Annotated in this window: 22 protein-coding genes; 6 read left to right on the forward strand and 16 right to left on the reverse strand. The window is 51.0% G+C overall.

Annotation, left to right across the window (positions count from 1 at the left end; translation table 11 throughout):
- Positions 1 to 2: 2 nt before the first annotated feature.
- The 11 genes from alr to ACOTSW_RS05460 all read right to left on the reverse strand — a co-directional run bounded on the left by alr (position 3) and on the right by ACOTSW_RS05460 (position 13,420).
- Entirely contained in the window at positions 3 to 1,127 is a 1,125-nt protein-coding gene (gene alr / locus ACOTSW_RS05410) for an alanine racemase (protein WP_423681467.1), read from the reverse strand.
- 383 nt (positions 1,128 to 1,510) lie between these two features.
- The gene (locus ACOTSW_RS05415) at positions 1,511 to 1,885 is read right to left on the reverse strand and encodes a hypothetical protein (RefSeq protein ID WP_423681468.1); all 375 of its coding nucleotides are present in this window, start codon (positions 1,883 to 1,885) and stop codon (positions 1,511 to 1,513) included.
- A gap of 395 nt (positions 1,886 to 2,280) precedes the next feature.
- Positions 2,281 to 2,670: a hypothetical protein gene (locus ACOTSW_RS05420; RefSeq protein WP_423681469.1), complete on the reverse strand. Its 390-nt coding sequence runs from the start codon at positions 2,668 to 2,670 to the stop codon at positions 2,281 to 2,283.
- Between the two features lie 385 nt (positions 2,671 to 3,055).
- Positions 3,056 to 3,475 (reverse strand): hypothetical protein, encoded by a 420-nt coding sequence (locus tag ACOTSW_RS05425; protein WP_423681470.1) that lies wholly within the window; start codon positions 3,473 to 3,475, stop codon positions 3,056 to 3,058.
- Complete coding sequence (locus ACOTSW_RS05430; protein WP_423681471.1) at positions 3,475 to 4,863, reverse strand: RHS repeat domain-containing protein; 1,389 nt, start codon at positions 4,861 to 4,863, stop codon at positions 3,475 to 3,477. Before ACOTSW_RS05430 ends, ACOTSW_RS05425 begins: the two co-directional genes overlap by 1 nt.
- A gap of 284 nt (positions 4,864 to 5,147) precedes the next feature.
- Entirely contained in the window at positions 5,148 to 5,594 is a 447-nt protein-coding gene (gene mutT / locus ACOTSW_RS05435) for an 8-oxo-dGTP diphosphatase MutT (RefSeq protein ID WP_423681472.1), read from the reverse strand.
- Positions 5,587 to 6,465: an ATP-binding protein gene (locus ACOTSW_RS05440; protein WP_423681473.1), complete on the reverse strand. Its 879-nt coding sequence runs from the start codon at positions 6,463 to 6,465 to the stop codon at positions 5,587 to 5,589. Before ACOTSW_RS05440 ends, mutT begins: the two co-directional genes overlap by 8 nt.
- 11 nt (positions 6,466 to 6,476) lie before the next feature.
- Positions 6,477 to 7,715 carry a bifunctional glutamate N-acetyltransferase/amino-acid acetyltransferase ArgJ gene (gene argJ / locus ACOTSW_RS05445; RefSeq protein ID WP_423681475.1) on the reverse strand — a complete coding sequence of 413 codons (1,239 nt, stop codon included), beginning with the start codon at positions 7,713 to 7,715 and terminating at the stop codon, positions 6,477 to 6,479.
- A 144-nt stretch (positions 7,716 to 7,859) separates the two neighbouring features.
- The gene (locus ACOTSW_RS05450) at positions 7,860 to 9,068 is read right to left on the reverse strand and encodes an acyl-CoA dehydrogenase family protein (protein WP_423682262.1); all 1,209 of its coding nucleotides are present in this window, start codon (positions 9,066 to 9,068) and stop codon (positions 7,860 to 7,862) included.
- A gap of 461 nt (positions 9,069 to 9,529) precedes the next feature.
- Positions 9,530 to 12,292 (reverse strand): preprotein translocase subunit SecA, encoded by a 2,763-nt coding sequence (secA, locus tag ACOTSW_RS05455; protein ID WP_186882792.1) that lies wholly within the window; start codon positions 12,290 to 12,292, stop codon positions 9,530 to 9,532.
- A 171-nt stretch (positions 12,293 to 12,463) separates the two neighbouring features.
- A complete protein-coding gene (locus ACOTSW_RS05460; protein WP_423681476.1) occupies positions 12,464 to 13,420 on the reverse strand; it encodes a M23 family metallopeptidase in 957 nt (318 codons plus the stop codon).
- A gap of 70 nt (positions 13,421 to 13,490) precedes the next feature.
- Here ACOTSW_RS05460 and ACOTSW_RS05465 point away from each other — a divergent pair, with 70 nt between their 5' ends.
- Complete coding sequence (locus ACOTSW_RS05465; protein WP_423681477.1) at positions 13,491 to 14,006, forward strand: DciA family protein; 516 nt, start codon at positions 13,491 to 13,493, stop codon at positions 14,004 to 14,006.
- A gap of 22 nt (positions 14,007 to 14,028) precedes the next feature.
- On the opposite strand, the gene ACOTSW_RS05470 is transcribed toward ACOTSW_RS05465, so the two are convergent.
- The gene (locus ACOTSW_RS05470) at positions 14,029 to 14,580 is read right to left on the reverse strand and encodes a cob(I)yrinic acid a,c-diamide adenosyltransferase (RefSeq protein ID WP_423681478.1); all 552 of its coding nucleotides are present in this window, start codon (positions 14,578 to 14,580) and stop codon (positions 14,029 to 14,031) included.
- A 303-nt stretch (positions 14,581 to 14,883) separates the two neighbouring features.
- Here ACOTSW_RS05470 and ACOTSW_RS05475 point away from each other — a divergent pair, with 303 nt between their 5' ends.
- Positions 14,884 to 15,768 carry a LysR substrate-binding domain-containing protein gene (locus ACOTSW_RS05475; protein ID WP_423681479.1) on the forward strand — a complete coding sequence of 295 codons (885 nt, stop codon included), beginning with the start codon at positions 14,884 to 14,886 and terminating at the stop codon, positions 15,766 to 15,768.
- Here ACOTSW_RS05475 and ACOTSW_RS05480 read toward each other — a convergent pair.
- From ACOTSW_RS05480 to ACOTSW_RS05495, 4 genes are all read right to left on the reverse strand, one after another.
- Positions 15,758 to 18,076, reverse strand: coding sequence for a putative bifunctional diguanylate cyclase/phosphodiesterase (locus ACOTSW_RS05480; RefSeq protein ID WP_423681480.1), 2,319 nt, complete (start codon positions 18,074 to 18,076; stop codon positions 15,758 to 15,760). The two genes, ACOTSW_RS05475 and ACOTSW_RS05480, sit on opposite strands and share 11 nt — an antisense overlap.
- Before the next feature lie 661 nt (positions 18,077 to 18,737).
- The gene (locus tag ACOTSW_RS05485; protein ID WP_423681481.1) at positions 18,738 to 19,400 is read right to left on the reverse strand and encodes a DsbA family protein; all 663 of its coding nucleotides are present in this window, start codon (positions 19,398 to 19,400) and stop codon (positions 18,738 to 18,740) included.
- A gap of 53 nt (positions 19,401 to 19,453) precedes the next feature.
- On the reverse strand, positions 19,454 to 20,575 hold the full coding sequence (locus ACOTSW_RS05490; RefSeq protein ID WP_423681483.1) for an anhydro-N-acetylmuramic acid kinase: 1,122 nt from the start codon (positions 20,573 to 20,575) through the stop codon (positions 19,454 to 19,456).
- Positions 20,576 to 20,637: 62 nt separating this feature from the next.
- Positions 20,638 to 22,008 (reverse strand): peptidoglycan DD-metalloendopeptidase family protein, encoded by a 1,371-nt coding sequence (locus ACOTSW_RS05495; RefSeq protein WP_423681484.1) that lies wholly within the window; start codon positions 22,006 to 22,008, stop codon positions 20,638 to 20,640.
- A 238-nt stretch (positions 22,009 to 22,246) separates the two neighbouring features.
- Between ACOTSW_RS05495 and tyrS the strand changes: the two genes are divergently transcribed.
- The 4 genes from tyrS to dusB all read left to right on the forward strand — a co-directional run bounded on the left by tyrS (position 22,247) and on the right by dusB (position 25,895).
- Positions 22,247 to 23,515, forward strand: a complete 1,269-nt coding sequence (tyrS, locus tag ACOTSW_RS05500) for a tyrosine--tRNA ligase (protein ID WP_423681485.1) — start codon at positions 22,247 to 22,249, stop codon at positions 23,513 to 23,515.
- Positions 23,512 to 23,967: a D-aminoacyl-tRNA deacylase gene (dtd, locus tag ACOTSW_RS05505; RefSeq protein WP_423681487.1), complete on the forward strand. Its 456-nt coding sequence runs from the start codon at positions 23,512 to 23,514 to the stop codon at positions 23,965 to 23,967. Before tyrS ends, dtd begins: the two co-directional genes overlap by 4 nt.
- Entirely contained in the window at positions 23,960 to 24,619 is a 660-nt protein-coding gene (locus ACOTSW_RS05510; RefSeq protein WP_423681488.1) for a histidine phosphatase family protein, read from the forward strand. The genes dtd and ACOTSW_RS05510 overlap by 8 nt, the downstream gene beginning before the upstream one ends.
- A 265-nt stretch (positions 24,620 to 24,884) precedes the next feature.
- A complete protein-coding gene (dusB, locus tag ACOTSW_RS05515; RefSeq protein ID WP_423681489.1) occupies positions 24,885 to 25,895 on the forward strand; it encodes a tRNA dihydrouridine synthase DusB in 1,011 nt (336 codons plus the stop codon).
- The last annotated feature ends 85 nt before the right edge of the window (positions 25,896 to 25,980 follow it).

Below are 25,980 nucleotides of genomic sequence, written 5' to 3' on the forward strand. Positions count from 1 at the left end.
GTCTAGTGTTTGCCGTCTGGTTTACCGTCTGTATACTCGCGCTGATAACGCGCACCGAGACTGGTCAGAATTTCGTAAGCGATGGTGGACGCTTTACCGGCAACGGCATCGACTGTATTGGTTGCGGAAATCAGATCCACCAGTGCACCCGGCTGTAAGTGTTCGCTGGCGATCTGCGTCACATCCAGCGTGATCGTATCCATCGACACCTTACCGACCATAGGCACATCGCGCCCGGCGATCTGTGCAATACCACGGTTACTCAGACTACGCAGCCAGCCATCGGCATAGCCGACCGCCACCGTCGCAATGCGGGTCGTTTCGCTGGCCTGCCATGTCGCGCCATAGCCGACAGTGGTACCGGCAGAGATTTCACGGGTCTGAATGATGCGCCCCTGCAAGTGCGCCACCGGGAGTAAAGGATTTTCCTGCCCAGCAACCGGGGCGATACCGTATAAAGCGGCGCCGGGGCGCGCCAGATCAAAGTGGAAATCCGGCCCCAGAAAAATGCCGGAAGAGTTCGCCAGACTGCCACCGGCAGCAGGAAGCAGTTGCCGCACCTGCTGAAAACGTTGCAGTTGCTGACGATTCATAGGATTACTCTGGTCTTCCGCGCACGCCAGATGACTCATGGCGTAACGCACAGCGATCCCCTGAATAAAATCAGGATCGGTGCGCCATTGCTCAACTTCCGCCGCCGACAGCCCCATGCGTGCCATACCGGTGTCAAACTGAATGATCGCAGGTAAAGCCGTTTGCTTTTGTGCAGCCAGCTTGCGCCACGCCAGAATCTGTTCACGACTGTTCAGCACCGGCATACAGCGATGCTCGAGAAATTCAGCCTCATAGCCGACGGGCGAGCCGTGCATCACGATGATTTGAGCCGCATCCGGTAAATGGGGGCGCAAGCTAATGGCCTCTTCAAGATGCGCGACAAAAAAATGCCGGCAACCTTCATCGTACAACACCTGCGCGACCGGAATTGCCCCCAACCCATAAGCATCGGCTTTGACCGCAGCGCCGCAATGGGCAGTGCCGAGTTTGCTGCGCAGCAGCCTGTAATTGCCCCGCACCGCCTGCAAATCAATACGCAGTACCGCGCCACTCTTTCCAGCTACTTGTTGCATGTTCTTCGCACTCCATCGCTACCGGGAAAATGATGAGTATTCATAGCAATGCCCGTGCCACGTGAATTAGTCTCATTAATTCAAAGACTTAGCTTATAGCCCGGGAAACCACTCAGAAACAGGTGTATTGATTTCAATACACCTGTTGCGGCATTCACCCGGAATCACATGCAGAGCCAGACTGAATCGTATCAAAACCGGCACATCGTATATAAATCAATACAGTGTTCGCATTTTAATACAGCACCGAATTAAAAACGAGCGACGACCATTTTCACCCAAAAAAATATCAGGCAATCGGATACTAAAAGGAAATAGTGATGAATCAGAAAAAGCATCAGGCTTGATGCACTTACCCGGAACGACACTGCATCAACTAAACCCTACGGATCCGCACTCGTCGCGCTGCCATCGGTGGTTCGGCGTTTGCCCCAGCTGTCGTAGGCCAGTTTTTCTTTGAGATTGCCACTGCTGTCGCTGATGCTGATGATGCTGCCCAGTCTGTCGTGATGGCTCCAGTTGAGTTCGCTGGAGCTGCTGCCTGGTTGGTCGATCTCAACACCGAGCCCATACGGCCAGTAGGTTTTGACGGTGGCCTGACCATTGTTGAGTTCAGCTTCTTGTGCTCCGGCGTAGTAGGTGGTGGTGACTGCCGGGTTGCCATTGGGCTGGCTGGTTTTGGTGTGTTTGCTGCGCACTGTCAGATTGACTGCGGGCGAAACGGTATGCGGCGCAGCAACACGGAAAACATCGGTCAATCAGGCATTTTTATGGGGGTATATGGAAAAAACGCCTTTATCTCCTTATCAATAAAGGGCTTTCAAATATACTCCCGGGGAGTATATTTTTAATGCCAGAAGCCATTTCTGTGCGTTGCGGGCATAAAAAAGGCAGAACCTGTTGCGGTTCCGCCTGTGAGATACGATGTCGTCAAGCGTAGCGTGCCTGCTCCATTGGGTGCGGCACTCACACCGCGTTCCTCAATTAAACCTTACTGACAGCAGACGAACATCAATATCGCCTAATTGGTGCGTGTGACGCACCCTACGTTTTAAGAAACCAATGCAAAATCGGCAAAAGGCATATTCGTAATTTGCAATTAAACGATCAGTGTCCTATTTGAATAAAAAATATTCCTTTAAGTAATTCGCCATCAGAGTAAAGGATTTACAAGATCAAAAGAATCCTCGGAAAGAACTTCCCCAGAAAATACACCAATTACTGCCAAATCAAATCTTTCCTTAAAGGCATATAAATTTTCTTCGCTCAAATTAATGATTTTAAAAGCATCACGCTCATTAAAATGAGCAATAAATAACCTAGCTATTTTTGACTGGAGCGTTACTATTCCAAGCGCTAATTCCTTATCAACCGAATCAAAATTTTTAAATTTATCTGCTGCGTTAATAAGATCCAAATGTAGCATCCAAAATTCTTTTGCATCCCATCTTCCAAATTCAGTTAACTGCTCATAAAAACTACCTTCCCAATTTACATTGCCTGGTAGATTGCGAAAGATATTTTCAAACATTGAAGAATTCAAACTAATCTCCTATTTTTTGAAGGTTAACATCAAACGTGCCCGCTCTAGTATCTTTGGGCGAGGATGGCGGGGGGGTGGTTTTAAAGTCGGGTGTCTAGTAATACCCGACTTTTGTCTCAATTTGAGATTTTACGGGGAATTTTATACAGTGTTTATAAGGTCAAAATGGCAACATTTTCCAACTGAACGCGCACCGGTTGGGGTGGCAGGCGGCTGCGCGGGCCATCGTTTTGGGGTGGGCGCTTGTCCCCCATCCGTACAACAGAGGGGGACAATTCTCATTTTGAGAATTTGGGGGAGATTTCGGGTGATTTTCATTAACCAAATCACAACAACACAGCAGCCTCGTCTTCTGCTCCATTGATCCTTCAAAACATCTTCCCTCCTAATAGTACCCCTCTTCAAACACAATCACGCTTTCAACTTTCTGAGCAGTGTCCTCATCCCATCCCGGAGCATACACACCTACTCCAAGCTGGTGCGCGATCATTCCAGCAGAATCAACCTCAAGTGATTGATCGACAGCTTCAAGAATTTTTTTCACCTCATCAGCACTAACACCAATGAGGCGCTTGCCACCAAATAATGGATTTGCAGGCTCAGCAAATTCTAACGCTTCAAGAACACCTGGAAATTTGTAGTATGCAAACACCTGGATATCTGCAAAATAATCGCAAGGAAATGCTGAATTAGGCGTCCTTTTGAAGGATTTAAAATTCTCTCCCAATACGCGCCTTACCTCTTCTACTTGCATCCCGAAGTGAAGCGTATCGACTCCCTGAAGTGGTTTAATTACAAAGTCCATTAGTACCCCAATCCTTTCGTATATTCCTTCATCTGCTGCATGGCTTCATTGTACTTAGCTCCAAACTTTGTTTGAATATCATGGATGTCCATTTGCTGAGCCCCTCTAAAATCCCCATTCTTTATCCGATCAGCTTGCTCTGCACGATATGCACGAGCCTCACGGGAACTACCCCAACTCGCAGTCTCTCTGTGATCAGCTTTTTCCATTGAAATGGCAGGGCCTTTGTTTTTACTTAGCGGACTAACAGAGTCTGCGGGCATATGATGGGACTCATTGCCGGGAATACCTTTTACTTCCCCGTGTGCGCCTCCCAGTTGGACTGTTTCGCCTTGAGTGCTTCTTCCTGCACTACTGAGCTCGCTGAAAATCTTAGTGACACCAATACCCGTCAGAAATTCAATCGTTTCACCAAATAATGGCGTGTCATACGCAGATGGTCGAATTCCATTTAAGAACCGAACATAGCCGGGGTCACCCGGCATTGTTCCAGCAGCAACGAGGTTAGGAACAAGCTCAACCAGGTTCATCAAGCCATTAGTACCACCTTTAACAGTATCAAGAAGCGCGCTCGACAGTCCTTGCGGATCGCGCCCACCCGTGTTTGTGGCGTTGGCAGCAGACTTATTTTCCTGTCCGCCACCGTTCGAATTGTCTTTACTATTGCTGTTGTTACCCCTGACATATCCCAGGAATTGATAGGCATTGCCATTCGTATCGTTGATACAGGTCGCACCTTTGGGGCACGTCTTAACTGGGGTAACAACTGCTGTCGAACTGCAGTTCTTATCATCATTATTGCAAGCAGTGAAGCCCGTCGGATCCGTCAGATTCGTCGGGTTGTTCCACACGTAAGTATACCGGTTGTAGCTCTGGCTATGTGCCGGATCCTGAATCATCGGATCAGCACTCAGAAACCGTGCCATCAGGGGGTCGTAGATCCTGCCGTTCATGTGCACCAGATCAAGCTGATCGAGCATTTCGTGACCGGTGTAGCCTTTGTTGTCGACTTGCCCGTCCAGATTATCCGGTGTCGCGCTGCCATCGGTGGTTCTGCGTTTGCCCCAACTGTCGTAGGCCAGTTTTTCTTTGAGGTTGCCGCTCGCATCGGTAATGCTGATGATGCTGCCCAGTCTGTCGTGGTGGCTCCAGTTGAGTTCGCTGGTGCTGCTGCCGGGTTGGTCTATCTCAACACCAAGCCCATACGGCCAGTAGGTCTTGAGGGTGGTCTGGCCATTGTTGATCTCGGCTTCTTGTGCTCCGGCGTAGTAGGTGGTGGTGACAGTCGGATTGCCGTTGGGCTGGCTGGTTTTGATGTGTTTGCTTCTCTGGTGAATGACTGCGAGCAAAACGATATGCCGTGCAGCAACAAGGAAAACATCGATCAATCAGGCACTTTTAGGGGAGTATGTGGCAAAAACACCTTCATCTCCTTATAAATAAAGGGCTGTCAAATATACTCCCCGGGGTATATTTTTAATGCCAGAAGCCATTTCTGAGCGTCGCAGGCATAAAAAAGGCGGAACCTGTTGCGGTTCTGCCTGAGAGAATATGATGTCGGCAAATATCAAACCTGCCTGCGAAACACACCTGCTCCGTGTGCAGCAGGTGCATCGCGTCATTGAAGCAATCGCGCCGACGCAGGGTCAACAAATGATGAAGCGGATGGTATTTAAGAAAGAGACGACGCCTGCGTGGACATCTGGTCGTTTTGCAATAAGCCCAGCCACTCAAGCAGGGGAATCGTCGCCGGTAACAGGGGAGTCACTCCGACGCTGCCTTGCCAAGCGAATGCCTGCCCCTCCAGACTTTGCGGCTCTCCCTGCCATTCGCGGCAGATGTAAAAATGCAGGCGGACGTGGGCATGCGGATACACATGCTCGACACCACACCACGGCTCCGCACTCAGTATCTGAATGCCCAGCTCTTCGACAAATTCCCGTTTCAGCGCATGCAGAATGGTTTCGCCTTCCTCCACTTTGCCGCCGGGGAATTCCCAATACCCTTCGTAGGGTTTTCCTGCGGGGCGCTGGCCAAGCAAGACATCACCGTTCGGCTTCATTAAGATGCCAACTGCGACGTCAATTGGCTTCACAGCCACTGGCGCGACTTCAGACATGAGGCACCTTCGTCACTTTACCGGCGTAGTCTCGTGCAAACTGCCACGCGACGCGACCAGAGCGCGAGCCGCGCTGCAAAGCCCAGCGCAGTGCTTCGGCGCGGGCTTCTTCAATCTGCCCGGCATCACAACCAAAATGACGGAGCCAGTGGGCGACGATCTCCAGATAATCGTCTTGCTTGAATGGATAAAACGATACCCACAAACCGAAGCGTTCCGACAAAGAGATTTTTTCCTCGACGGTTTCACCGGGATGCAGATCACCATCGTCGCCATGCGTATAACTGCTGTTGTCCGACATTTTTTCCGGCAACAGATGACGCCGGTTCGAGGTCGCATAAATCAGGACATTATCGGATTGCGTCGCAATGCTGCCGTCCAGAGCAACTTTCAGGGCTTTGTAACCGGCCTCGCCTTCCTCAAACGATAAATCATCGCAGAAGATGATGAAGCGCTCAGGTCGCTCCGCAATCAGATCAACGATATCGCCCAGATCAGCCAGATCGCTTTTATCAACTTCAATCAGACGCAAGCCCTGATCAGCAAACTGATGCAGGCAAGCTTTGATCAGCGAAGATTTGCCTGTACCTCTGGCTCCGGTCAGCAAAACGTTATTCGCTGGCAGCCCTTGTACAAACTGCCGCGTATTTTGCTCAATCTGCGCTTTTTGCGATGCGATGTTGTGCAGATCGTCCAGATGAATCGCTGAAGCGTGACGGACGACCTGCAAATATCCCTGACCACCGCGTTTGCGCCAGCGAAACGCATGACCGAGCTGCCAGTCCGGCGCCGGGGTTGTCATCGGCAACAAACTTTCCAGCCGGTTCAATACATGTTCGGCGCGAAGTAAAAACTGATCAAGCTGCGTCATAGTTCAGCGTATCAGGAACGGTAATCAGCATTGATCGATACGTAGTCGTGCGACAAATCGCAGGTCCAGACCGTGGCACTGGCATTGCCGCGTGCAAGCTTAACGCGGACGGTGATCTCGCTTTGCTTCATCACGCGCTGCCCGTCTTCTTCTCGGTAATCAGGATTGCGGCCACCATTTTTCGCGACCCAGACATCATCCAGATACAGATTCAGTTTGCTGACATCCAGATCGGTCACGCCTGCATAACCAATCGCCGCAAGGATACGGCCCAAATTTGGATCAGATGCAAAGAAAGCGGTTTTCACCAGCGGAGAATGAGCTATCGAATACGCAATTTTGCGGCACTCTTCAATGTCACGCCCTTCTTCGACGGCAATCGTGATGAACTTGGTCGCACCTTCACCGTCGCGGATAATCATGTGCGCGAGTTTTTGCGACAGATCGATGACCGCTTTCGCCAGTTGCGCGTATTCCGGCGAACCGATTTCGTTCACTTCCACTTCACCCGCGCCGGTCGCGATCAGCATGAAAGAATCGTTGGTAGAAGTATCGCCATCAATCGTGATGCAGTTAAACGATTTATCTGCGGCCTGCTTGACCAGATGATCGAGTACGGGTTGCGCGACTTTGGCATCCAGCGCCAGATAGCCGAGCATGGTCGCCATATTCGGCTTGATCATGCCAGCGCCTTTACTGATGCCGGTCATGGTCACTGTTTTTCCACCGATCTGCACCGTCGCGGATGCCGCTTTCGGCTGCGTATCGGTCGTCATAATCGCTTCGGCAGCGAAGAACCAGTTGTCTTCTTTCAGATTGGCAATCGCTTGCGGCAAACCGGCCACCAGACGATCAACAGGCAAAGGTTCCAGGATCACGCCGGTAGAAAAGGGCAGAATCTGCGCCGCTTCGCAACCCAGCAAATCCGCCAGCGCAGCACAAGTCGCATTCGCCGCCGCTAAACCGGCATCACCGGTTCCCGCGTTCGCATTGCCGGTATTCACCACCAGCGCGCGGATAGGGCCGGATGCCATGTGCAAGCCTTCCAGATGGGCTTTCGATACCTGTACCGGCGCAGCGCAAAAACGGTTGGTCGTAAACACGCCGGAAACCGTTGCCGTCGGCGCCAGTTCCATGACCAGCACATCTTTGCGGTTCGCTTTACGGATACCTGCTTCGGCATGCCCCAGACGAATACCGGCAACCGGTTTCAGATCAGCAGCGACAGGGACGGGAGAATTAACGGCCATGATAGTTTCCTTGCGATGAAATCAAGCCGCCATTGTAGGACATTTTTAGGCCAGCGAACGGCAAAAATCAGCACCGGAAATGATTGACCAAAACAGACGCCGTAAGCGGATGCCCGCAGCATCCGCCTCATCCGGCGCGGGACATTACAGTCCCATCATCATCTGGGCAATGATATTTTTTTGTATCTCGTTAGAACCGCCGTAAATCGATAACTTACGCAGGTTGAAATAATTGGATCCCAGCGAACGTGCATCGCCATCGTTCGCCGCGTCGCCGTCATAGCCGTACATCGCAGTTTCCGGCTGGAATGGCTGCGCCTGCGGCCCCAGTACCTGCATCAATAATTCGCTGATGGCTTGCTGAATTTCAGTGCCCTTGATTTTCAGTATGGATGCTTCCGGCCCCGGCGCACGCTGACCGGCTTCTGCTGACAGCACCCGCAGATTGGTAATTTCTAACGCCATCAGATCAATTTCCACCTGCGCCACGCGCTGCGCAAACTGCGGGTCTGTAAGCAAAGGCTGACCATTTTTGCATGCACGCAGCGCCAGCTTTTTCAGGCGTCCCAGTTCACGTTTGGCGATGCCGATTCCGGCGATATTGGTGCGTTCATGACCCAGCAAAAACTTGGCATAAGTCCAGCCCTGATTTTCCTGACCAACCAGATTTTCTGCGGGCACCCGAACCTGATCAAACCAGACTTCGTTAATTTCGTGCGCGCCATCCATCGTAATAATCGGGCGCACCGTGATGCCCGGCGATTTCATATCGATCAGCAGGAAAGAAATGCCGCGCTGCGGCTTGACCTCTTTATCGGTGCGCACCAGACAGAAAATCCAGTCGGCGTACTGCGCCAGCGTGGTCCAGGTTTTCTGCCCGTTGACCAGATAATATTCGCCGTCAGCATCGCGCATTCTGACTGCGCTGGTTTTCACTGCCGCCAGATCAGAGCCCGCACCCGGCTCGGAATAGCCCTGACACCACCACTCATCCGCCGACAGAATTTTGGGCAGATAGCGTTGTTGCTGTTCCGGCGAGCCAAACGCCATCAGCACCGGCGCCACCATCTTGATACCGAATGGCGGCAGGCGTGGTGCACCTGCGGCGGCACAGGCTTCTTCAAACAGATATTTTTGCACCGCAGTCCAGCCGGTGCCACCAAACTGCTGCGGCCAGGAACTACCGCCCCAGCCTTGCGCGAATAAAATCTTTTGCCAGCGAACATAGTCGTCACGCTCCAGCTTCCAGCCATTCAAGACTTTATCGCGGATATCTGCGGGTAAGGCACGCGCTAAAAACGCCTGTACTTCGTCACGAAACATGCTATCGGCAACACTCAGATTCAGATTCATCGCAAGACCCGGAGTAGTGAAAAAAAATGAGAAAGCAGAACCCGCAGTATGCAGTAAACCGGCGCTGGCTGGCACTGTCTTCTGATGTTGCACGGCGACAATCCGTCATGACCAGATCAGGTGATCATCTGTATGCCAGCGTCCGATTTTGCATCAAAGAAACGGTTAAAACACATACTCCCCCCTGTTTTTATAAAAATCGGCTTAACGTCAGCGTAAACATTGGCTTTCTTAAGATACTGGGGGGAGTATTTTTAAGGCATACGGAAGCAAAAAATTGTCCCTGCAGACGAGGTTACTGCCGGCACAGGTGTTGTCAGGCAGGTCGCCCGATGGCAAATACAAGCGCAAGTATCGCGGGTAGCTGACGCCAAGATGTTAATCCGGCAAAAACAGCAATAAAAAAGGGATGAATTTCTTCATCCCTTTTTCAATGCCTGACACTAAAATTCAGACTTGCATCACGCCAGCTTGCCGTGGCATTGCTTGTATTTTTTACCGCTGCCGCAAGGGCAAGGATCATTACGGCCAACCTTCAGCGCGTAAGTAATTTCCTGCTGGCCACCGTTATTCGTCGCTGCAGATGGAGCCAGCATTTCTTCCGGTGAGGCGTTTTCATCAAAGTCAGCATGCTGGTAATGCACGTTGCCGACTTGTGATTGCGCCATTTGCTCTTCCGCCGCTTCGATTTCTTCACGCGACTGGATACGGACAGTCACCACGGTGCGAACCACATCGTTTTTGATCAGATCCAGCATTTGTGAGAATAATTCAAACGCTTCGCGCTTGTATTCCTGCTTAGGATTTTTCTGTGCGTAGCCGCGCAGATGGATACCCTGACGCAGATGATCGAGTGCGGCCAGATGCTCACGCCAGTGGCTGTCTATGCTTTGCAACATAACGCTGCGCTCGAAACCGGCAAAAGCGTCTTTGCCGACGATCTCGATTTTTTCCGCGTAGCTCGCGTCCGCCGCCTGCTGCACACGTTCAAGAATATCTTCACCGGTCAGGTTCGGCTCTTTATCCACCATGCTGGTCAGCGGCAGATCCAGCGCCCATTCCGAAGACAATACAGCCTCCAGACCGGGAATATCCCATTGTTCTTCAACCGAACCTGGCGGCACGTAAGCGTGTACCACATCGGCAAACATCCCGTGACGCAGGGACGTCATCAGTTCCGTGATGTCCTGCGCTTCCAGCAATTCATTACGCTGCTGGTAAATCACTTTACGCTGATCATTGGCAACGTCATCGTATTCCAGCAATTGCTTACGCACGTCAAAATTGCGTGCTTCCACTTTACGCTGAGCCGATTCGATCGAACGCGAAACAATGCCCGCTTCAATCGGTTCGCCTTCCGGCATTTTGAGACGTTCCATGATCGCACGTACGCGGTCACCGGCGAAAATGCGCAGCAACTGATCGTCGAGCGACAGATAGAAACGGCTGGAACCAGGATCACCCTGACGACCGGAACGACCACGCAGCTGATTGTCAACACGACGTGATTCGTGACGCTCAGTACCGATGATATGCAAGCCACCGGCATTGACAACCTGCTCGTTGAGCGATTTCCATTCATCGCGTAATTTTTGCGACTGCGCCTGTTTCTCAGCATCAGACAATGCCGGATTCTCATCGATCAGTTGCACCTGTTTGGCGACGTTACCACCGAGCACAATATCGGTACCGCGACCCGCCATATTCGTGGCGATGGTGATCGCTTTCGGGCGACCTGCCTGTGCCACGATTTCCGCTTCACGTGCATGCTGTTTCGCATTCAGCACGTTGTGCGGCAATTTGGCCTTGGTCAGAATACCGGATAACAATTCGGAATTTTCAATCGACGTCGTACCAACCAGCACCGGCTGACCGCGTTCGTAACAATCCTGTATGTCTTTGAGCATCGCACCGTATTTTTCTTCGGCGGATTTATAAACCTGATCCTGACGGTCTTTACGCTGCGAAGGACGATTCGGCGGAATCACGACGGTTTCCAGACCGTAGATTTCCTGGAATTCATACGCTTCGGTATCGGCCGTCCCTGTCATGCCTGACAGCTTGGTGTACATACGGAAATAATTCTGGAAAGTGATCGAGGCCAGTGTCTGATTCTCATTCTGAATCTTCACGCCCTCTTTCGCTTCGACTGCCTGATGCAAACCGTCAGACCAGCGACGCCCCGTCATCATACGGCCGGTAAATTCATCAACGATGACGATTTCATCATCCAGCACCACATAGTGCTGGTCTTTGAAATACAAGGCGTGTGCGCGCAAAGCGGCGTACAGATGATGGATCAGGCTGATATGCGCCGCGTCATACAGCGATGCACCTTCCGGCAATAAGCCCATCTGCGTCAGAATTTTTTCAGCTTTGTCGTGACCCGCTTCGGTCAGCAGGACCTGATGCGCTTTTTCATCTTTGGTGTAGTCGCCCGGAACCTCAATGTGGCCTTTACCGTCCGGCGTTTCTTCGCCGATCTGCAAGGTCAGCAGTTTCGGCACTTCATTAATCTTGTAATACAGTTCGGTGTGATTTTCGGCCTGACCGGAAATAATCAGTGGTGTACGCGCTTCATCGATCAGAATCGAATCGACCTCATCGACGACGGCGAAATTCAGGCCACGTTGTACGCGGTCTTTCGCTTCAAACACCATGTTGTCGCGCAGGTAGTCAAAGCCGAATTCGTTGTTCGTGCCGTAAGTGATATCGGAGGCATAAGCAGACTGCTTGGCGTCGTGATCGAGTTGCGACAGATTGATACCGGTCGTCAGCCCCAGCCAGCCATAGAGTTGTCCCATCCATTCCGCATCGCGCTGCGCGAGGTAATCATTCACCGTCACCACATGCACGCCCTTACCGGACAAAGCATTCAGATAAATCGGCAGGGTTCCCATCAGGGTTTTACCTTCGCCGGTACCCATCTCTGCAATTTTGCCATAGTGCAGAACCATACCGCCTATCATCTGCACATCAAAGTGGCGCATTTTCAGGACGCGCTTACTGGCTTCGCGGCACACCGCAAATGCTTCTACCAGCAAACTGTCTAAAGTTTCACCTTTCGCTACGCGGGCTTTAAATTCAGCAGTCTTGGCTTGTAAAGCCTCGTCCGACAGAGTTTCCAGCTGAGGTTCCAATGCGTTGATCTCACGCACCGTCTTTTGGTATTGCTTCAAAAGCCGCTGATTACGGCTGCCGAATATCTTGGTCAGGAATGACATGCTATGAACGAAAAGTTAAATTCTGAAAAAAGCCGCAGCACAAACTTGCTTGCACAGCAACAATATGGGATAACTCACGATTTTACCACGCGGGAACGGCTTGACCAGCAAATCACTGCTGAAACCTTGACGCATTGGTACGAGTTGGTGGCTATTTGGACAAACTCAAGCCTATTTTTGGTTCAAAGCAGAGAGACTGGCCTGATTGGCTCCGGCCGACAGGAATTTATGCGGATTTTGCGGCACATCCTTGACCCGCACCTCAAAATGCAGATGGGCGCCGGTTGAGCGACCGGTCGAGCCAATATCGGCAATATGCTGTCCGCGTTTGACGATATCGCCGAGCTTCACATAAATTCTGGAGGTATGCGCATAACGGGTAATCAGCTCACCGCCGTGATCAATTTCCAGCATATTGCCGAACTGCGGATGATATTCAGCGGCAATCACCACGCCACCAGCGGCAGCCTGAATCGGTGTTCCGGTCGGTGCTGAAAAATCGATACCCTCGTGAAACGCACTACGCCCGGTGAACGGATCAAGACGCCAGCCAAATCCGGAGGCGTTATATGCCACATTCACAGGCTGTATCGTCGGCAACATTTTTGACTGTATCTTGAAACCCATCAGCTTCGTCTCGATGACGTTCATGTAGTCGGAACGATGTTCAACGTCCTTCTCCAGGGCGTCCAGCGCTGCCTGAAACTCTTCCATGTTCAGCTCGTGTGACGGTGCACTGGAAATTTCAGGACCACCGCGCGCTGGCAACTCCTTGAAATTGAATTCTTCAGGCTTGACACCGGCCAGACCTTGCACACGCTCACCCAGGGCGTCGAGCCGTATCAGCTGCGCCTGCATTTCGCCCAGCTTAACCGCCATTGCCGCCAGATTTTCTTTGACATAGCGGTCTTTCGCACTCGGATCATTGGGCAGTGCGACGCTGGCCGGCAGGATATGTCGTAACAGTGGTAAATCAGCGCTCGCCAGACGGAATGTGAGTGCCGCCATCAGCGCACTACACATGATCGTGATGAGCAGAAAACCCAGTACCGCCAGCACGATATGATGTGACGACAAAGTCACCGATTTCGCCTGGGTAAAGCGGGAGTGCATTAATATAATTTGCATCAATACTACCCCTTAAAAACTCTGTGGAATGCGGCTGTAACGCCGCCCGGTTTGTGGTAATGTGCTGCCCATGTCAACACCATTCACACCATCGCGACCTCCGTACCGGATCAATATCAAGCGCGGACGCCCGCTAACGGGTGCTACCGGCGCTGGTGATTTTTTACGTAGCAACGATAAAATTGCACCACTGTTACCGACAATACAACGTCACTTGTCGCTGCAAAAAGATTGTGCGGCGATTTTGCCACCGATATTTGATACCTGTGAAGTCATGCAACTGGCAGATGGTCTGCTAACGCTGTCTGCACCAAATGCAGCACTGGCAACCAAACTGAAACAACAATGCCCGAAATTGCTGGCCAGCCTGCAAGAGCGGGGCTGGCAGATTAACGCAGTCCGCATCAAAGTACAAGTCAGGCGAGTCGTAGAAAAAGCGCCTCCTGTAAAACAACTTGTACTCCCGGGAAAAGCCCTGCAGGCATTCAGCACACTGGAACGGAATCTGGAAAACTCCTCCCGGAACACGGATTTGCTGACAGCATTATCGCACCTGTTAGAACGCCATCAACAGGCGAAAAAATAACGCTCCCCCGCTGTAACTGCAATCAGCGCTCGCGTTCTTTTTCCCACAGAACATCGCTGCCGCCATCAACCCGGTTCAAAACCCGCGATAAAACAAACAGCAGATCAGACAGACGATTCATGTACTGGCGCGGGTGATCATTGATGGGTTCGCTTTTACCCACACTGACAATCGCCCGCTCAGCCCGGCGACAGACAGTGCGACACACATGCGCCAGCGCCGCAGGCCGGTTTCCTCCGGGCAGAATGAAATCCCGCAACGGTGGTAAATCAGCGTTATATTTTTCCAGCAATGCATCCAGACGCGCGACCTGAGCCTCAGTAATCAGGCTGTAGCCCGGAATACACAACTCACCGCCCATATCAAATAGATCATGCTGGATAGAGATCAGCTCATGCCGTAACTGCGGCGATAAGTTTTCACACAACAAGACGCCGATATGTGAATTCAGTTCATCCACATCGCCCATCGCGTGCACGCGCAAGGCATCTTTATCGACACGGCTGCCATCGCCCAGACCGGTGGTGCCGGTATCGCCGGTACGTGTCGCAATTTTTGAAAGTCGGTTACCCATAGCTCATAGAATTCGGACGGAAGTCGCAGAGCATAAGCCAAAAACGCCGGGAACGCATCATAATAGACGCCGGTAAAAATGCTGCTGATCAGCATAAAATAAAAAAAACAGTGTTATCGCAGACCAGATCCGGGTGTACTAAATAACGACAATACTGAGAGGCTTATAAGGCAGTTGTCAGAAATGCGCGTCATAATGACGAATTGGCGATCATTCGTGTCGCCTTCGCTACGCCAATAACGAGACACACTACATCCGCCCGCGACACTGAGCGCATGGAATGAAGAATCATCAGGATACAGAATGGCTACAAGATTACCTCCGGTTCACGCACTTTCCGCTTTTGAAGCGGCTGCCCGCTTTGGATCATTTGCCGTTGCAGCAGAAGAGCTGTGCATTACTCCTTCTGCGCTTTCACACCGTATACGTTTACTCGAAGAACATTTATGTGAGCGTGTTTTTGTCAGGGAAGGCCGTAGTGTCACACTGACCGAATTCGGTCGTCGCTATCTCGATGTCGTGCGGAATGTGCTGCGCACTTTGTCTGATTTCCCACTGCCGAACAAGGCAACGCAGAATCAGATGCGCGTCAAAGTCACGGTGCCGCCGACATTTGCCCGCTATATGTTCATGCCGCGCCTGGCGGAATTCACGAACAAACATCCGGATATCGAAATTGAAGTTTATCTGTTCGTTCCCTTATACGATCTCAGCCTGTCTGAAAGTGATGTCGAGGTCCGCTTCGGCGCGGGTGAATATCCCGATCTGGTCACTAAAAAGCTGTTTATCGAACCCAGCTTTGCTGTTGCCAGCCCAGCCTATCTGAAGACGATTCCTAAGATCAGCACCCCGGCCGATTTGCGCCACGCCCGTTTGCTCCGCTCGGCGCTGGAACCCTGGCAACCATGGTTTGAAGTAGCCGGTTTAGACTGGGCTGAACCAACGCATGGATTACGCGTAGATGATCTGGGCTTATTACTTGAGGCGATTAAACATGGTCATGGTGTAGGTTTAACACGCCAGCACTTTGCGCAGGAAATGATCGATAACGGAGAAGTCATACGTTTATTTGACACGCAACTGGCAACACCGCCGCACGCTTATCATCTGGTACACGAAGCGCTGCCCAGCCTGAGGCCCGAAGTAGCACTGTTCATAGACTGGATGCAGTCGGTCTTTAAGGACTAACCGTGGCTGCATCAGTCTGGCGCTGCAATGCGATCCACTCTTCCAAAGGCATGGGATGAGAAAATAAAAAACCCTGCATAGAGCCGCAACCGTTTTCGATCAGAAAATCTGCCTGCTGCGTCGTCTCCACGCCCTCGGCAACAACTTTTAAACCAAGATGCGCGGCAATCGACAAAATAGAACGAACGATTGCGGTTCCATGCAAATCGTCCGGTATGTCCTGAACAAAGCTTTTGTCAATTTTTAGTTCATACAAAGGCAGTTTTTTGAGGTAAGAAAAACTTGAATATCCAGTACCGAAATCATCAATAGAAAACCGGATACCCAGTGTATTGAGTTCCAGAATCCGCTCTATCGTTTCTTGTAAGTTGTCAATCAGCAGCCCTTCCGTTACTTCGAAAATCAGCCTTGCCGGATCAGCAGCCGTTTCCTGCAGAATCTCTTTCACTTTCCTGACAAAGTCCGGTTGTCTGAATTGCTTCGGACTGACATTGACAGATAATGCAATCGGCATTCCAGCGTCTTTCAACCGGTTCAACGACAGACAAGCTTCACGCAATAACCAGTCACCTAAACGCAAAATTAATCCGGCATCTTCGGCAACCGGAATAAACACTGCTGGTGAAATAGGGCCATGTACCGGGTGAGTCCAGCGCATTAATAATTCACCGCCGACAGGCGTTCCAAGTCGGTCAACCTGCGCCTGCATATACAGAGATAATTGCTGACTATCCAACGCCTCGCCTAACTCCCGCTCCATCGTGAGTCTCTGCTCAATCTCGTTTTGCATCCATTTTTCATAAAATGCAATCTGATTTCTTCCGCGCGCTTTTGCTCTGTACATCGCGGTATCAGCTTCGCGCAAAAGATCATCAGCAGTTTGATTTTCGCGTGGCAGCAGTGTCACCCCGATACTGCAACTGGAGTTATATAACAAGCCATCGATGTCGAATATCTCCATCATGGTTTGCTGAATTTTCTCAGTAACATGCAATGCTGCATGAGTGCCATTGACGAGATCGTCAGAAATATCCACCAGCAACACAACGAACTCATCCCCCCCAATGCGGGATACGGTATCCACTTCACGCAAGGAGTTAAGCAATCGATGGGCTACTTGTTTCAGTAAGGCATCACCAACAGCATGCCCACGTGCATCATTGATATATTTAAACTTATCCAGATCAATAAACAGTACCGCACTGACCAGACCTGTGCGTCTGGCATGCGCGAGCAAAACACCTATTCTGTCCATCAATAAGCGCCTGTTAGGCAACCCGGTCAGCGCATCAAAATACGCTAAGCGGTGTATATGTTCTTCAGCTTCTTTCTTTTCATTGATGTCGCGTGCTGTCATTACCCAGTGGGTAAGTTTGTCAGCGTCATCTACTAAAGGTACGCCATCGACTTCTACCCAGAATTCACTACCGTCGCGCTTATAACAAATCAATTCAACGTGGAAAGCGCGCACCTGCGACCATGCCAGGCGAATCTCTGCCAGTCGCTCTGCCTGGGTTCGTTGTCCAGTGATTGAATGAGGGATGCGTCCGATAACATCTTCCGCAGCGTAGCCAGTCATGCGTTCAAAGGCATCATTCACAAAAACTATCCGGAGTCGCTCCTCGTCTGAACTATCTGGCAATACACGGATAATCATAACGACTTCGTTTAAATGAGATACCGCAGCAAAAATCAGACGCAATTCCTCGTTCACTTTTTTCAATGACGACTGCTCCTGCACCAAGGTCTGGCTGCTCATTTGTAGTTGTCGCAACGATATCTCCAGACGACTCAGTAACACATTGCAGGAAATGGTCAGCACTGCACAGATAAACGAAAAATTCAGTGTCACAACGAGCCAGCGCAGAAACGTATCGGCATGAAAACTCAACAGCTGAACTTCAACGCCTCCCCAATAGCCAACCAGCAATAAAGTCAGAGAAGACAGGAGTAAAGAAAAGATCGCTTCACGCAGAGAACAGAAAAATGAAGTCATGGCCGGAAAGGCCATTAAATAGATCAAGCCAGTCACACCCACTTTCAACAAAAACCAGATCCCTAATACATAAACAAGTATCAGGAAACTCCAGGCTCTGCGGCGGAAACTTAACTGAGGCAAAAACAGCGTCGCACCAACCCAACAGAGCGCGAGGAAATCAATAACAGCGATGGACCAAAGACCCTCTGTTACTGCCAGCATAATACTGGGGATCGCCGTCACAACGCCCAGCAGCAGCACGCATAGCAAAATTACAGACAGAATTTGGAACCGCCACTCATCAGTATCACGGGCAGCGTGTTGTGACACACGGTACTTTTCAAGGAAAAATTGAAAAACAGCCACGGGATCTGTCCTTTTTCCAATCATGCGGGAGTTGATAAGTACAAGCGAAGGCAATCACTGGTCATCCGGGATGACAACAAACGGCTTGCTGAAGGTAATCTTATACTAAGGAGAAAAATTGTGAAAAATATATTTTTCGGTTAAGTGCCCATTGTCAACAGGTCAAGAAATGCCTGTTCAATCCTGAAAAACACTAGCACAGCGCCAGATACGGTCGATATTTTTGTCCTCAGCCGAGGGCATGACACAAGCCATTATTCACGGGGCAAGCGCCGATTGCACACGAATATATGCGTAATGTCATTCAGATTGACAGTGCAATCCTTCATCGCTGAGACAGATACAGCAGGCGACCGTAGAAAAGCAGCAACAGCATCAACGATGCAGTCAATCTTATTCGAGACCAATGAGAAACATGAGCCCGGCAAGTTAAATGAAGACGGGGAGATATGTGACCAGCAGAATAAGCGTGTCGTGCTGCATTACCCGCGTTGAATTGTCGGTAACAGCAATCGGGTACAAACGACTGACATTGTGTATTGAATGTGACGTCCCGACCACCACCAACCGAAACCTACACGGGATGATTTCAGGTCGGCCGAAGCCACCTGAACACGCGGCGCAATTAAAGCAGTCTGCCGTTTTTTTGTATTTCCTCAATAGCAGAAACTAGTGCGGCCCTCTTAGTAAAGCCGGATGCGATCATGTGCAGCGCGTTGTTGTGAACCAATAACAACGCGGGAAAACCGCGTACCCCCCAGCGCTGGCATTGCTCAAATTCCTGTCGCGTGTCCGCCATACACAGCGGCGAGACCAGCGTCTCATAAAAACTGGACGCATCAAAACTCTCTGCACCGTCTGTCTCATTCAGCGCACGCACCGCGATATCCGACAGAAGACGTAAATCAGTCACGTCTTTCCCTTCTGCATAAAACGCATGCTGAATCGCACGAAAAACCGATAATAACTGGACTGGACTAAGATGATCCGCCAGCATTTTAGTCGCAACAACTGTACGACATGCGGGTTCGGTATCGTATTTAAAACCAGCTTGGGTCATCCCTGTCGCCGCAAACGGCAGACCAGTGGCTTCCGCCATATGCTTCCAGTGACCGCGTATGGTTTGCCGTTGCTCCTCGCTCATGACCTCCTGGTTATAGGCACGCAAACCTCCGACGATGATATCCAGATTCGCATCAGGCATCATTTCCAGTAAGGCTTGCAACTCCGGGCCAAAACCGTAGCACCAAGAACACATAGGGTCAGCGACATAAATCAGTTGAATCATGCGATCTCTCTTTTCGTAGCGAGAAAAATTAAACGGGTCGGAGCGTACGCAAATTATGCGGGATAAAGAGCACCAAGAATACGCGGCCCTCGGGCGCCAGTGACTTCAGGTAAATTACCAGGACGACGCAGACAGAATTGTTGTGCCAGCCAGGCGAATGCCATCGCCTCTACTTGCTCCGGTGCGACACCGAGCGCATCTGTCGTGCATACCAGCGCAGACGATCCAGCCTCAGATAAGAATGTCTGTAACATCAGCATCAGACGGCGATTAAATGCACCGCCCCCACAAACATAGACAGCCTTTGCCTGCTGTCCGCCGTAACGACAAATCGCCTGCGCCAGACTCATCGCGGTAAAGGCGCATAATGTCGTCTGTACGTCAACCGCAGCCACCGCTTCAAATCCCTGTAATTGCTGCTGCAGCCATACTGCGTGAAAGAGATCGCGCCCGGTGCTCTTGGGTGGGGCCAGCTGTAAATAAGCCTCGGCCATGAGCTTCCCGAGCAAGGCTGAATTGACGCTACCTTGCGATGCCCAGGCTCCGTCAGCATCATAATTTTTTCCCAGATGCTGATGTATCCAGTAATCCATCAGCACGTTGCCCGGACCGGTATCAAAACCGGTCGTACTGCCATCCGCAGCGAGAATACTGATATTGCTGATGCCACCGATATTAGCAACGACTCTGCATTCATTGTCGGCCGCAAATACGGCACGATGAAATGCCGGTACCAACGGCGCGCCTTGTCCGCCAGCAGCAATATCACGGCTGCGGAAATCGGCAATCACATCAATGCCGGTTAATTCCGCCAGCAACGAAGGATTATTCGTCTGACGGGTGTAGCCCAGTTCTGGCCGGTGCCGTATCGTTTGTCCGTGCACACCGATAGCCCGCACCTCCTTGAGTGTATGCTGACCGGACAAACTGTGAACACAATCCGCATAAGTCTGAGCCAGCGTATTCGCGAGCACGGCCTCATGATGTAGTTCGTCGTCACCGGAGCTCTGCAGCAGCATCGCCTGCCGTCTTACTTCTGGCGGGAACGGAAGGTAGGCACTGGCTAACAGTTCAACAGGTGTTTCCGGTGTTTCCGGCAAGCGCACGAGCACCCCATCCACACCATCAAGACTGGTACCAGACATCAGGCCGATATACAAAGAATTGTTACGCATAGTCACGCGACCAAAATGAAAAAGGCCGAACGCAGTGTTCGGCCTGAATTAAGCTGCTTGCTTTAACGGGATGCCAGTTTCATCGTTTCCGCTAAACGTTCAGGGCGCAGCAGATTAAAACGGTGATGCATTTCAGCCGCAATCGCCTTGAATCGCGGCATATCGTTTCCGGCCAATGGCGGCGCCTCAGGCAAACTGACTGTCATAGGATCACGAGCCTCATTATTCACACGGAATTCGTAATGCAAATGGGCTCCGGTGGACCAGCCTGTCGATCCGACATAGCCAATAACTTCACCCTGACTGACACGGCTGCCTTTATGCAGGCCAGCCGCAAACCGGCTCATGTGCGCATAGGCCGTGCTGTAATTCGAGTGATGTTTCACCACAACCAGATTGCCGTAGCCACCGCTCGGACCTACAGATTCAACCACACCATCTGCAGTCGCACGAATAGGTGTGCCTGTCACTGCCGCGAAATCCACGCCTTTATGCGCTTTCCACTGTCCTGAAATCGGATGCACGCGCATCGCGAAGCCGGAAGAAATACGGGTGAACTCCAGCGGCGACTTTAGGAAAGATTTTTTGAGAGACTTACCATCAAATGTGTAATAGCCGCCCTGACCGCCAGCTTCATCAAACCACACCGATTGGTAAGTTTTTCCGGCATTAGTGAATTCACCGGCGAGCACACGGCCGGTTTTCACGAGCTGACCGTTTTGCCAGAAACTTTCATAGACCACATTGAACTGATCGCCGCGTTGCAGCTTGCGAAAATCAATATTCGTTTCAAACATACTGACAATCTGGGACGCCACATTATCAGCAATATTCGCTTCATCTGTCGCGGCGAACAGCGAGGAAACGATATTGCCGGAAGTCATTTCAACGCGACGCTCCAGCACTGCAGGGGCGTCGGTAGCGACGAAGTGTCCGGAAGCATCACGCTTGATTTCGATGTTCCTGGCTGGCTTGTCGGTACCATCCACCACCGTAGTCTGCAACCACTCGAGCTGACCGTCTTCATTGGTTTTGACGCGGACGGATTTGTCGGTGCGCAACTGCAACAAGCTGCGCGCCACATTATCCGTTTTGATAAAAGTGTTCGCGTCAGCGTCATCCACGCCCAGGCGCAACAACAAGCCGCTGAGAGTATCACCACGACGGACGATTTCTTCGCGAACATATTGCTGATCAGCATTGGTCAGCGCAGCGACCTGTTCGTCCAGACTGGGTAAAGGCAATTCTTTGGTAATTTTTTTGACCGGTAAATCTGCGGCATCCGGTGCCAGCGGCGCAACGGCAGTCGCTCCCACAGCACAGACAGCGAAGAATAAAGCGGTAACGGAAACAATACGTGAAACGCGGGTGGAACCTAACAACAGTCTGGAGCTGCCGGTAGCCACACGAAGTAATTTATCTGATGGTCGCATGCAATAAGTTAAAATTGACTGTTTTTATCGAAAATTCGGGGGTCGTTGCGGCGATAACTTTCTGAGCGAAAAACGCTCGAAGAACGTGACCGGCGACAAACCAAGGCTGGATTATAAAGCAAGAAAACTTGATTCCAGCAAAATTAAACTAACGCCCAGAATCTGGCAAAACGCTGATTATTGATTCAGAATGAGAACCCTGACCAGCGATGTTACAAAAAATCTCGTTTAAATACCTATGACTTCTGCACACAATTCCAACTCCAGTTCCAGCCTGATTACGCCAGCCAAAGCCTTACCCTTGTCCGATGCAGTGCAACATGCCCTTGCAGTGACCAAACGCGGTGTTGACGAATTGCTTATCGAAAGCGAATTTGCACAAAAACTCGCCCGCAGTGAACAGACTGGCAAACCTCTGCGCATCAAACTGGGCCTGGACCCGACTGCACCAGATTTGCATCTTGGTCATACGGTTGTTCTGAATAAATTACGTCAGCTGCAAGATCTGGGCCATCAGGTCATCTTCCTGATCGGCGACTTCACATCGATGATCGGCGACCCTTCCGGACGCAATATCACCCGTCCGCCACTGACTCGCGAGCAGATCGAGGAAAACGCCAAGACCTACTTCCGGCAAGCGAGTCTCGTACTGGACGCGGCGAAAACTGAAATCCGCTACAACTCCGAATGGTGCGACCCGCTGGGTGCGCGTGGCATGATTCAGTTGTCATCGAAATATACGGTCGCCCGCATGATGGAGCGCGATGATTTCACAAAACGCTTCAAAGCCGGCACCCCGATTTCTATCCATGAGTTTCTGTACCCGCTGATGCAAGGCTATGACTCCGTCGCATTACATGCCGATCTGGAACTCGGTGGCACGGATCAGAAATTCAATTTACTGGTCGGACGCGAACTGCAAAAAGACTACGGTCAGGAGCCGCAATGCATACTGACCATGCCGCTGCTGGAAGGTCTGGACGGCGTTGAAAAGATGTCGAAATCGAAAAACAACTATATCGCCATCACTGAGCCGGCAAATAACATGTTCGCCAAGATTATGAGTATTTCCGACGAAATGATGTGGAAGTACTACGATCTGCTTTCATTCTGCTCTATTGAGCAAATTGCGGCCTACAAAAAAGCCGTCGCCGATGGTCAGAATCCGCGCGATATCAAGGTTGCGCTGGCACAGGAAATCGTCGCCCGCTTCCACAATAAACAAGCTGGTGAAGATGCGCTGACCGATTTCGTGAACCGTTCCAAAGGCGGTATACCGGACGACATACCGGAAGTCAGTCTGAGCGGTGCACCGGTCGGTATTGCACAGCTATTGAAACAGGCGAATCTGTGTACCTCGACTTCTGAAGCGATGCGCATGATAGAGCAAGGCGGTGTACGTATTGACGGAGCCGTTCTCAGTGACAAAGGTCTGAAAGTGGACGCAGGTACTTTCGTACTGCAAGTTGGCAAACGGAAATTTGCCCGCGTGACCTTATCAGCATGATCGCACTATTGCAACGCGTCAGCCATGCCAGTGTCGTCGTCGATGGTGAAACCACCGGCGCGATCAGCGCAGGCTTAATGGTATTGGTCTGTGCAGAACGTGGCGATACTGAAAGCGAGGCAGATGCCTTACTCAGTAAGCTGCTGAGCTATCGCGTGTTCAGTGATGACGCAGGAAAAATGAACCTCAGCATCACAGATACGCAAGGTGGCTTATTGCTTGTACCGCAATTCACGCTGGCGGCCAATACCAATTCCGGTACCCGCCCTTCGTTCACGCCAGCAGCGCCGCCGGAAATCGCGCGTCATTTATTCGACTATTTTGTGCTCCAGGCAAAACATAAACACAGTCGCGTCGAAACCGGTCGTTTTGGTGCCGATATGAAAGTCTCATTGACGAATGATGGCCCGGTGACATTCTGGCTGGAAACAAAAAAACAAGCTGATGACTGAAATCCTCCTTATCCGCCACGGTGAAACAGCCTGGAACGCCATTAAACGCTTACAGGGTCACCTTGATATTCCATTGAATGCTCAAGGAACGCAGCAGGCAAAAGCGCTGGCGTGGTCGCTGCAGAACGAAAAGCTTGATGCCATCATTGCCAGTGATTTGCAACGTGCGGTGCAGACTGCCGGTGAAATCGCACGTCTGCAAGGCATCAGCACCCGCATCGATGCCGGCTTACGCGAACGTTGTTATGGTGGCTTTGAAGGACTGCTCTACAGCGAGATTCCGCATGTTTTTCCGGAAGCCTATGCGGCCTGGAAGTCACATGATCCTGATGCGGAATTTCCACCGGGTGAAAATCAAGGTGAGACGACACGTCAATTTCACCAACGCATCATCGACCATATTGACTACTACGCCAAACAATTCGAAGGGAAAAAAATCGCCCTCGTCGCCCACGGTGGTGTACTCGAATGCGCGTATCGTGCCGCTAAAGGATTGTCGCTGAATGCGCCACGCGAAGTCACCATTTTCAATGCCAGCATCAACCGCTTTGAGTTCAGAGACAATACCTTGCACCTGATCCAATGGGGAGATGTTGCTCATCTCGATACCGATGCCATGGATGATATTAACCAAAGCGATAAAGCATCTTGAACTTATCGATACCACAGGTCGCATTGACGTAAGCACCGGATCAATGCGGCGCCAGGCACGCGGCATAGGGTGCGATTTTCAGCGCAACAAAATACGACTACGAGTCAGCATTAACTGACTTTCAAAATTTAGAAAAACAAGTCTAAAGCTATCAAGGTCACGGTCTGATTGAAATAAATATTCCTTCAGATTGCAGCGGTTTTGCTAATTATTTAGGCAGGTTTCAGGTAGAATAACGCTTCTTCAAATTCCCTCCCACCTCATCGTGCAAATTGGTTCCTACATCTTGCGTAACAATATTTTTGTGGCTCCCATGGCAGGGGTCACCGACAGACCTTTCCGTCAGTTATGCAAAGAACTTGGTGCAGGTTATGCCGTTTCGGAAATGGCGGCATCGAATCCGAAATTATGGGAAACCGAAAAATCGACCCGACGCACTAACCATGTCGGAGAGATGGAACCCAAGGCGGTACAGATAGCCGGTGCTGATCCGCAAATGCTTGCGGATTGCGCAAAATACAATGTGGATAAAGGCGCTCAGATTATCGACATCAATATGGGTTGTCCGGTCAAGAAAGTATGTAATGCCTGGTGTGGCTCAGCTCTGCTGCAACACGAAGCTCTTGTCGGCGAAATTCTCGATGCCGTGGTCGGGGCGGTTGATGTACCTGTCACACTGAAATTCCGCACGGGCTGGGACAGAGCAAATAAAAATGCGCTGACCATCGCCCGCATGGCGGAATCTGCTGGCATACAAATGCTGACCTTGCATGGTCGCACAAGGGCTGACGGCTACAAAGGGGATGCCGAATACGACACCATTGCTGCCGTTAAAGCGGCGGTGACTATTCCAGTGGTTGCCAATGGCGACATCACAACACCGGAGAAAGCTAAATACGTATTAGAGGTCACAGGTGCGGATGCGATCATGATAGGGCGTGCAGCACAAGGGCGGCCCTGGATCTTTCGTGAAATCGAACATTACCTTGCAACTGGCGAACACTTACCACCGCCGTTGATCAGCGAAGTACGGTACCTGATGGATAACCACCTGAAGGCACATTATGAGTTTTACGGTGAGTATCTTGGCGTCAGGACTGCGCGCAAGCACATAGGCTGGTATGTTCAGGACCTCGTCAACGGTGAAGAATTCCGGCAACAAATGAATTTACTCACTTCATGCGAAGAACAACTTGATGCAGTCAGTCAATTTTTTGATCGCATGGCGGGGGAACGGTTACAATACCGCCCCTTTGAAGAAAAACTAGCGGCGTAAAACAAACGATATTTGTAACGCGACCGCATAACATCAGCGCCTAGAGCATTTAAATATAAGCGCCGACCGGCATAACCGAACAGTG

The sequence above is a fragment of the Undibacterium sp. WLHG33 genome (assembly GCF_049544815.1).
In the GTDB taxonomy this organism is placed as follows: Bacteria; Pseudomonadota; Gammaproteobacteria; order Burkholderiales; family Burkholderiaceae_D; genus Undibacterium.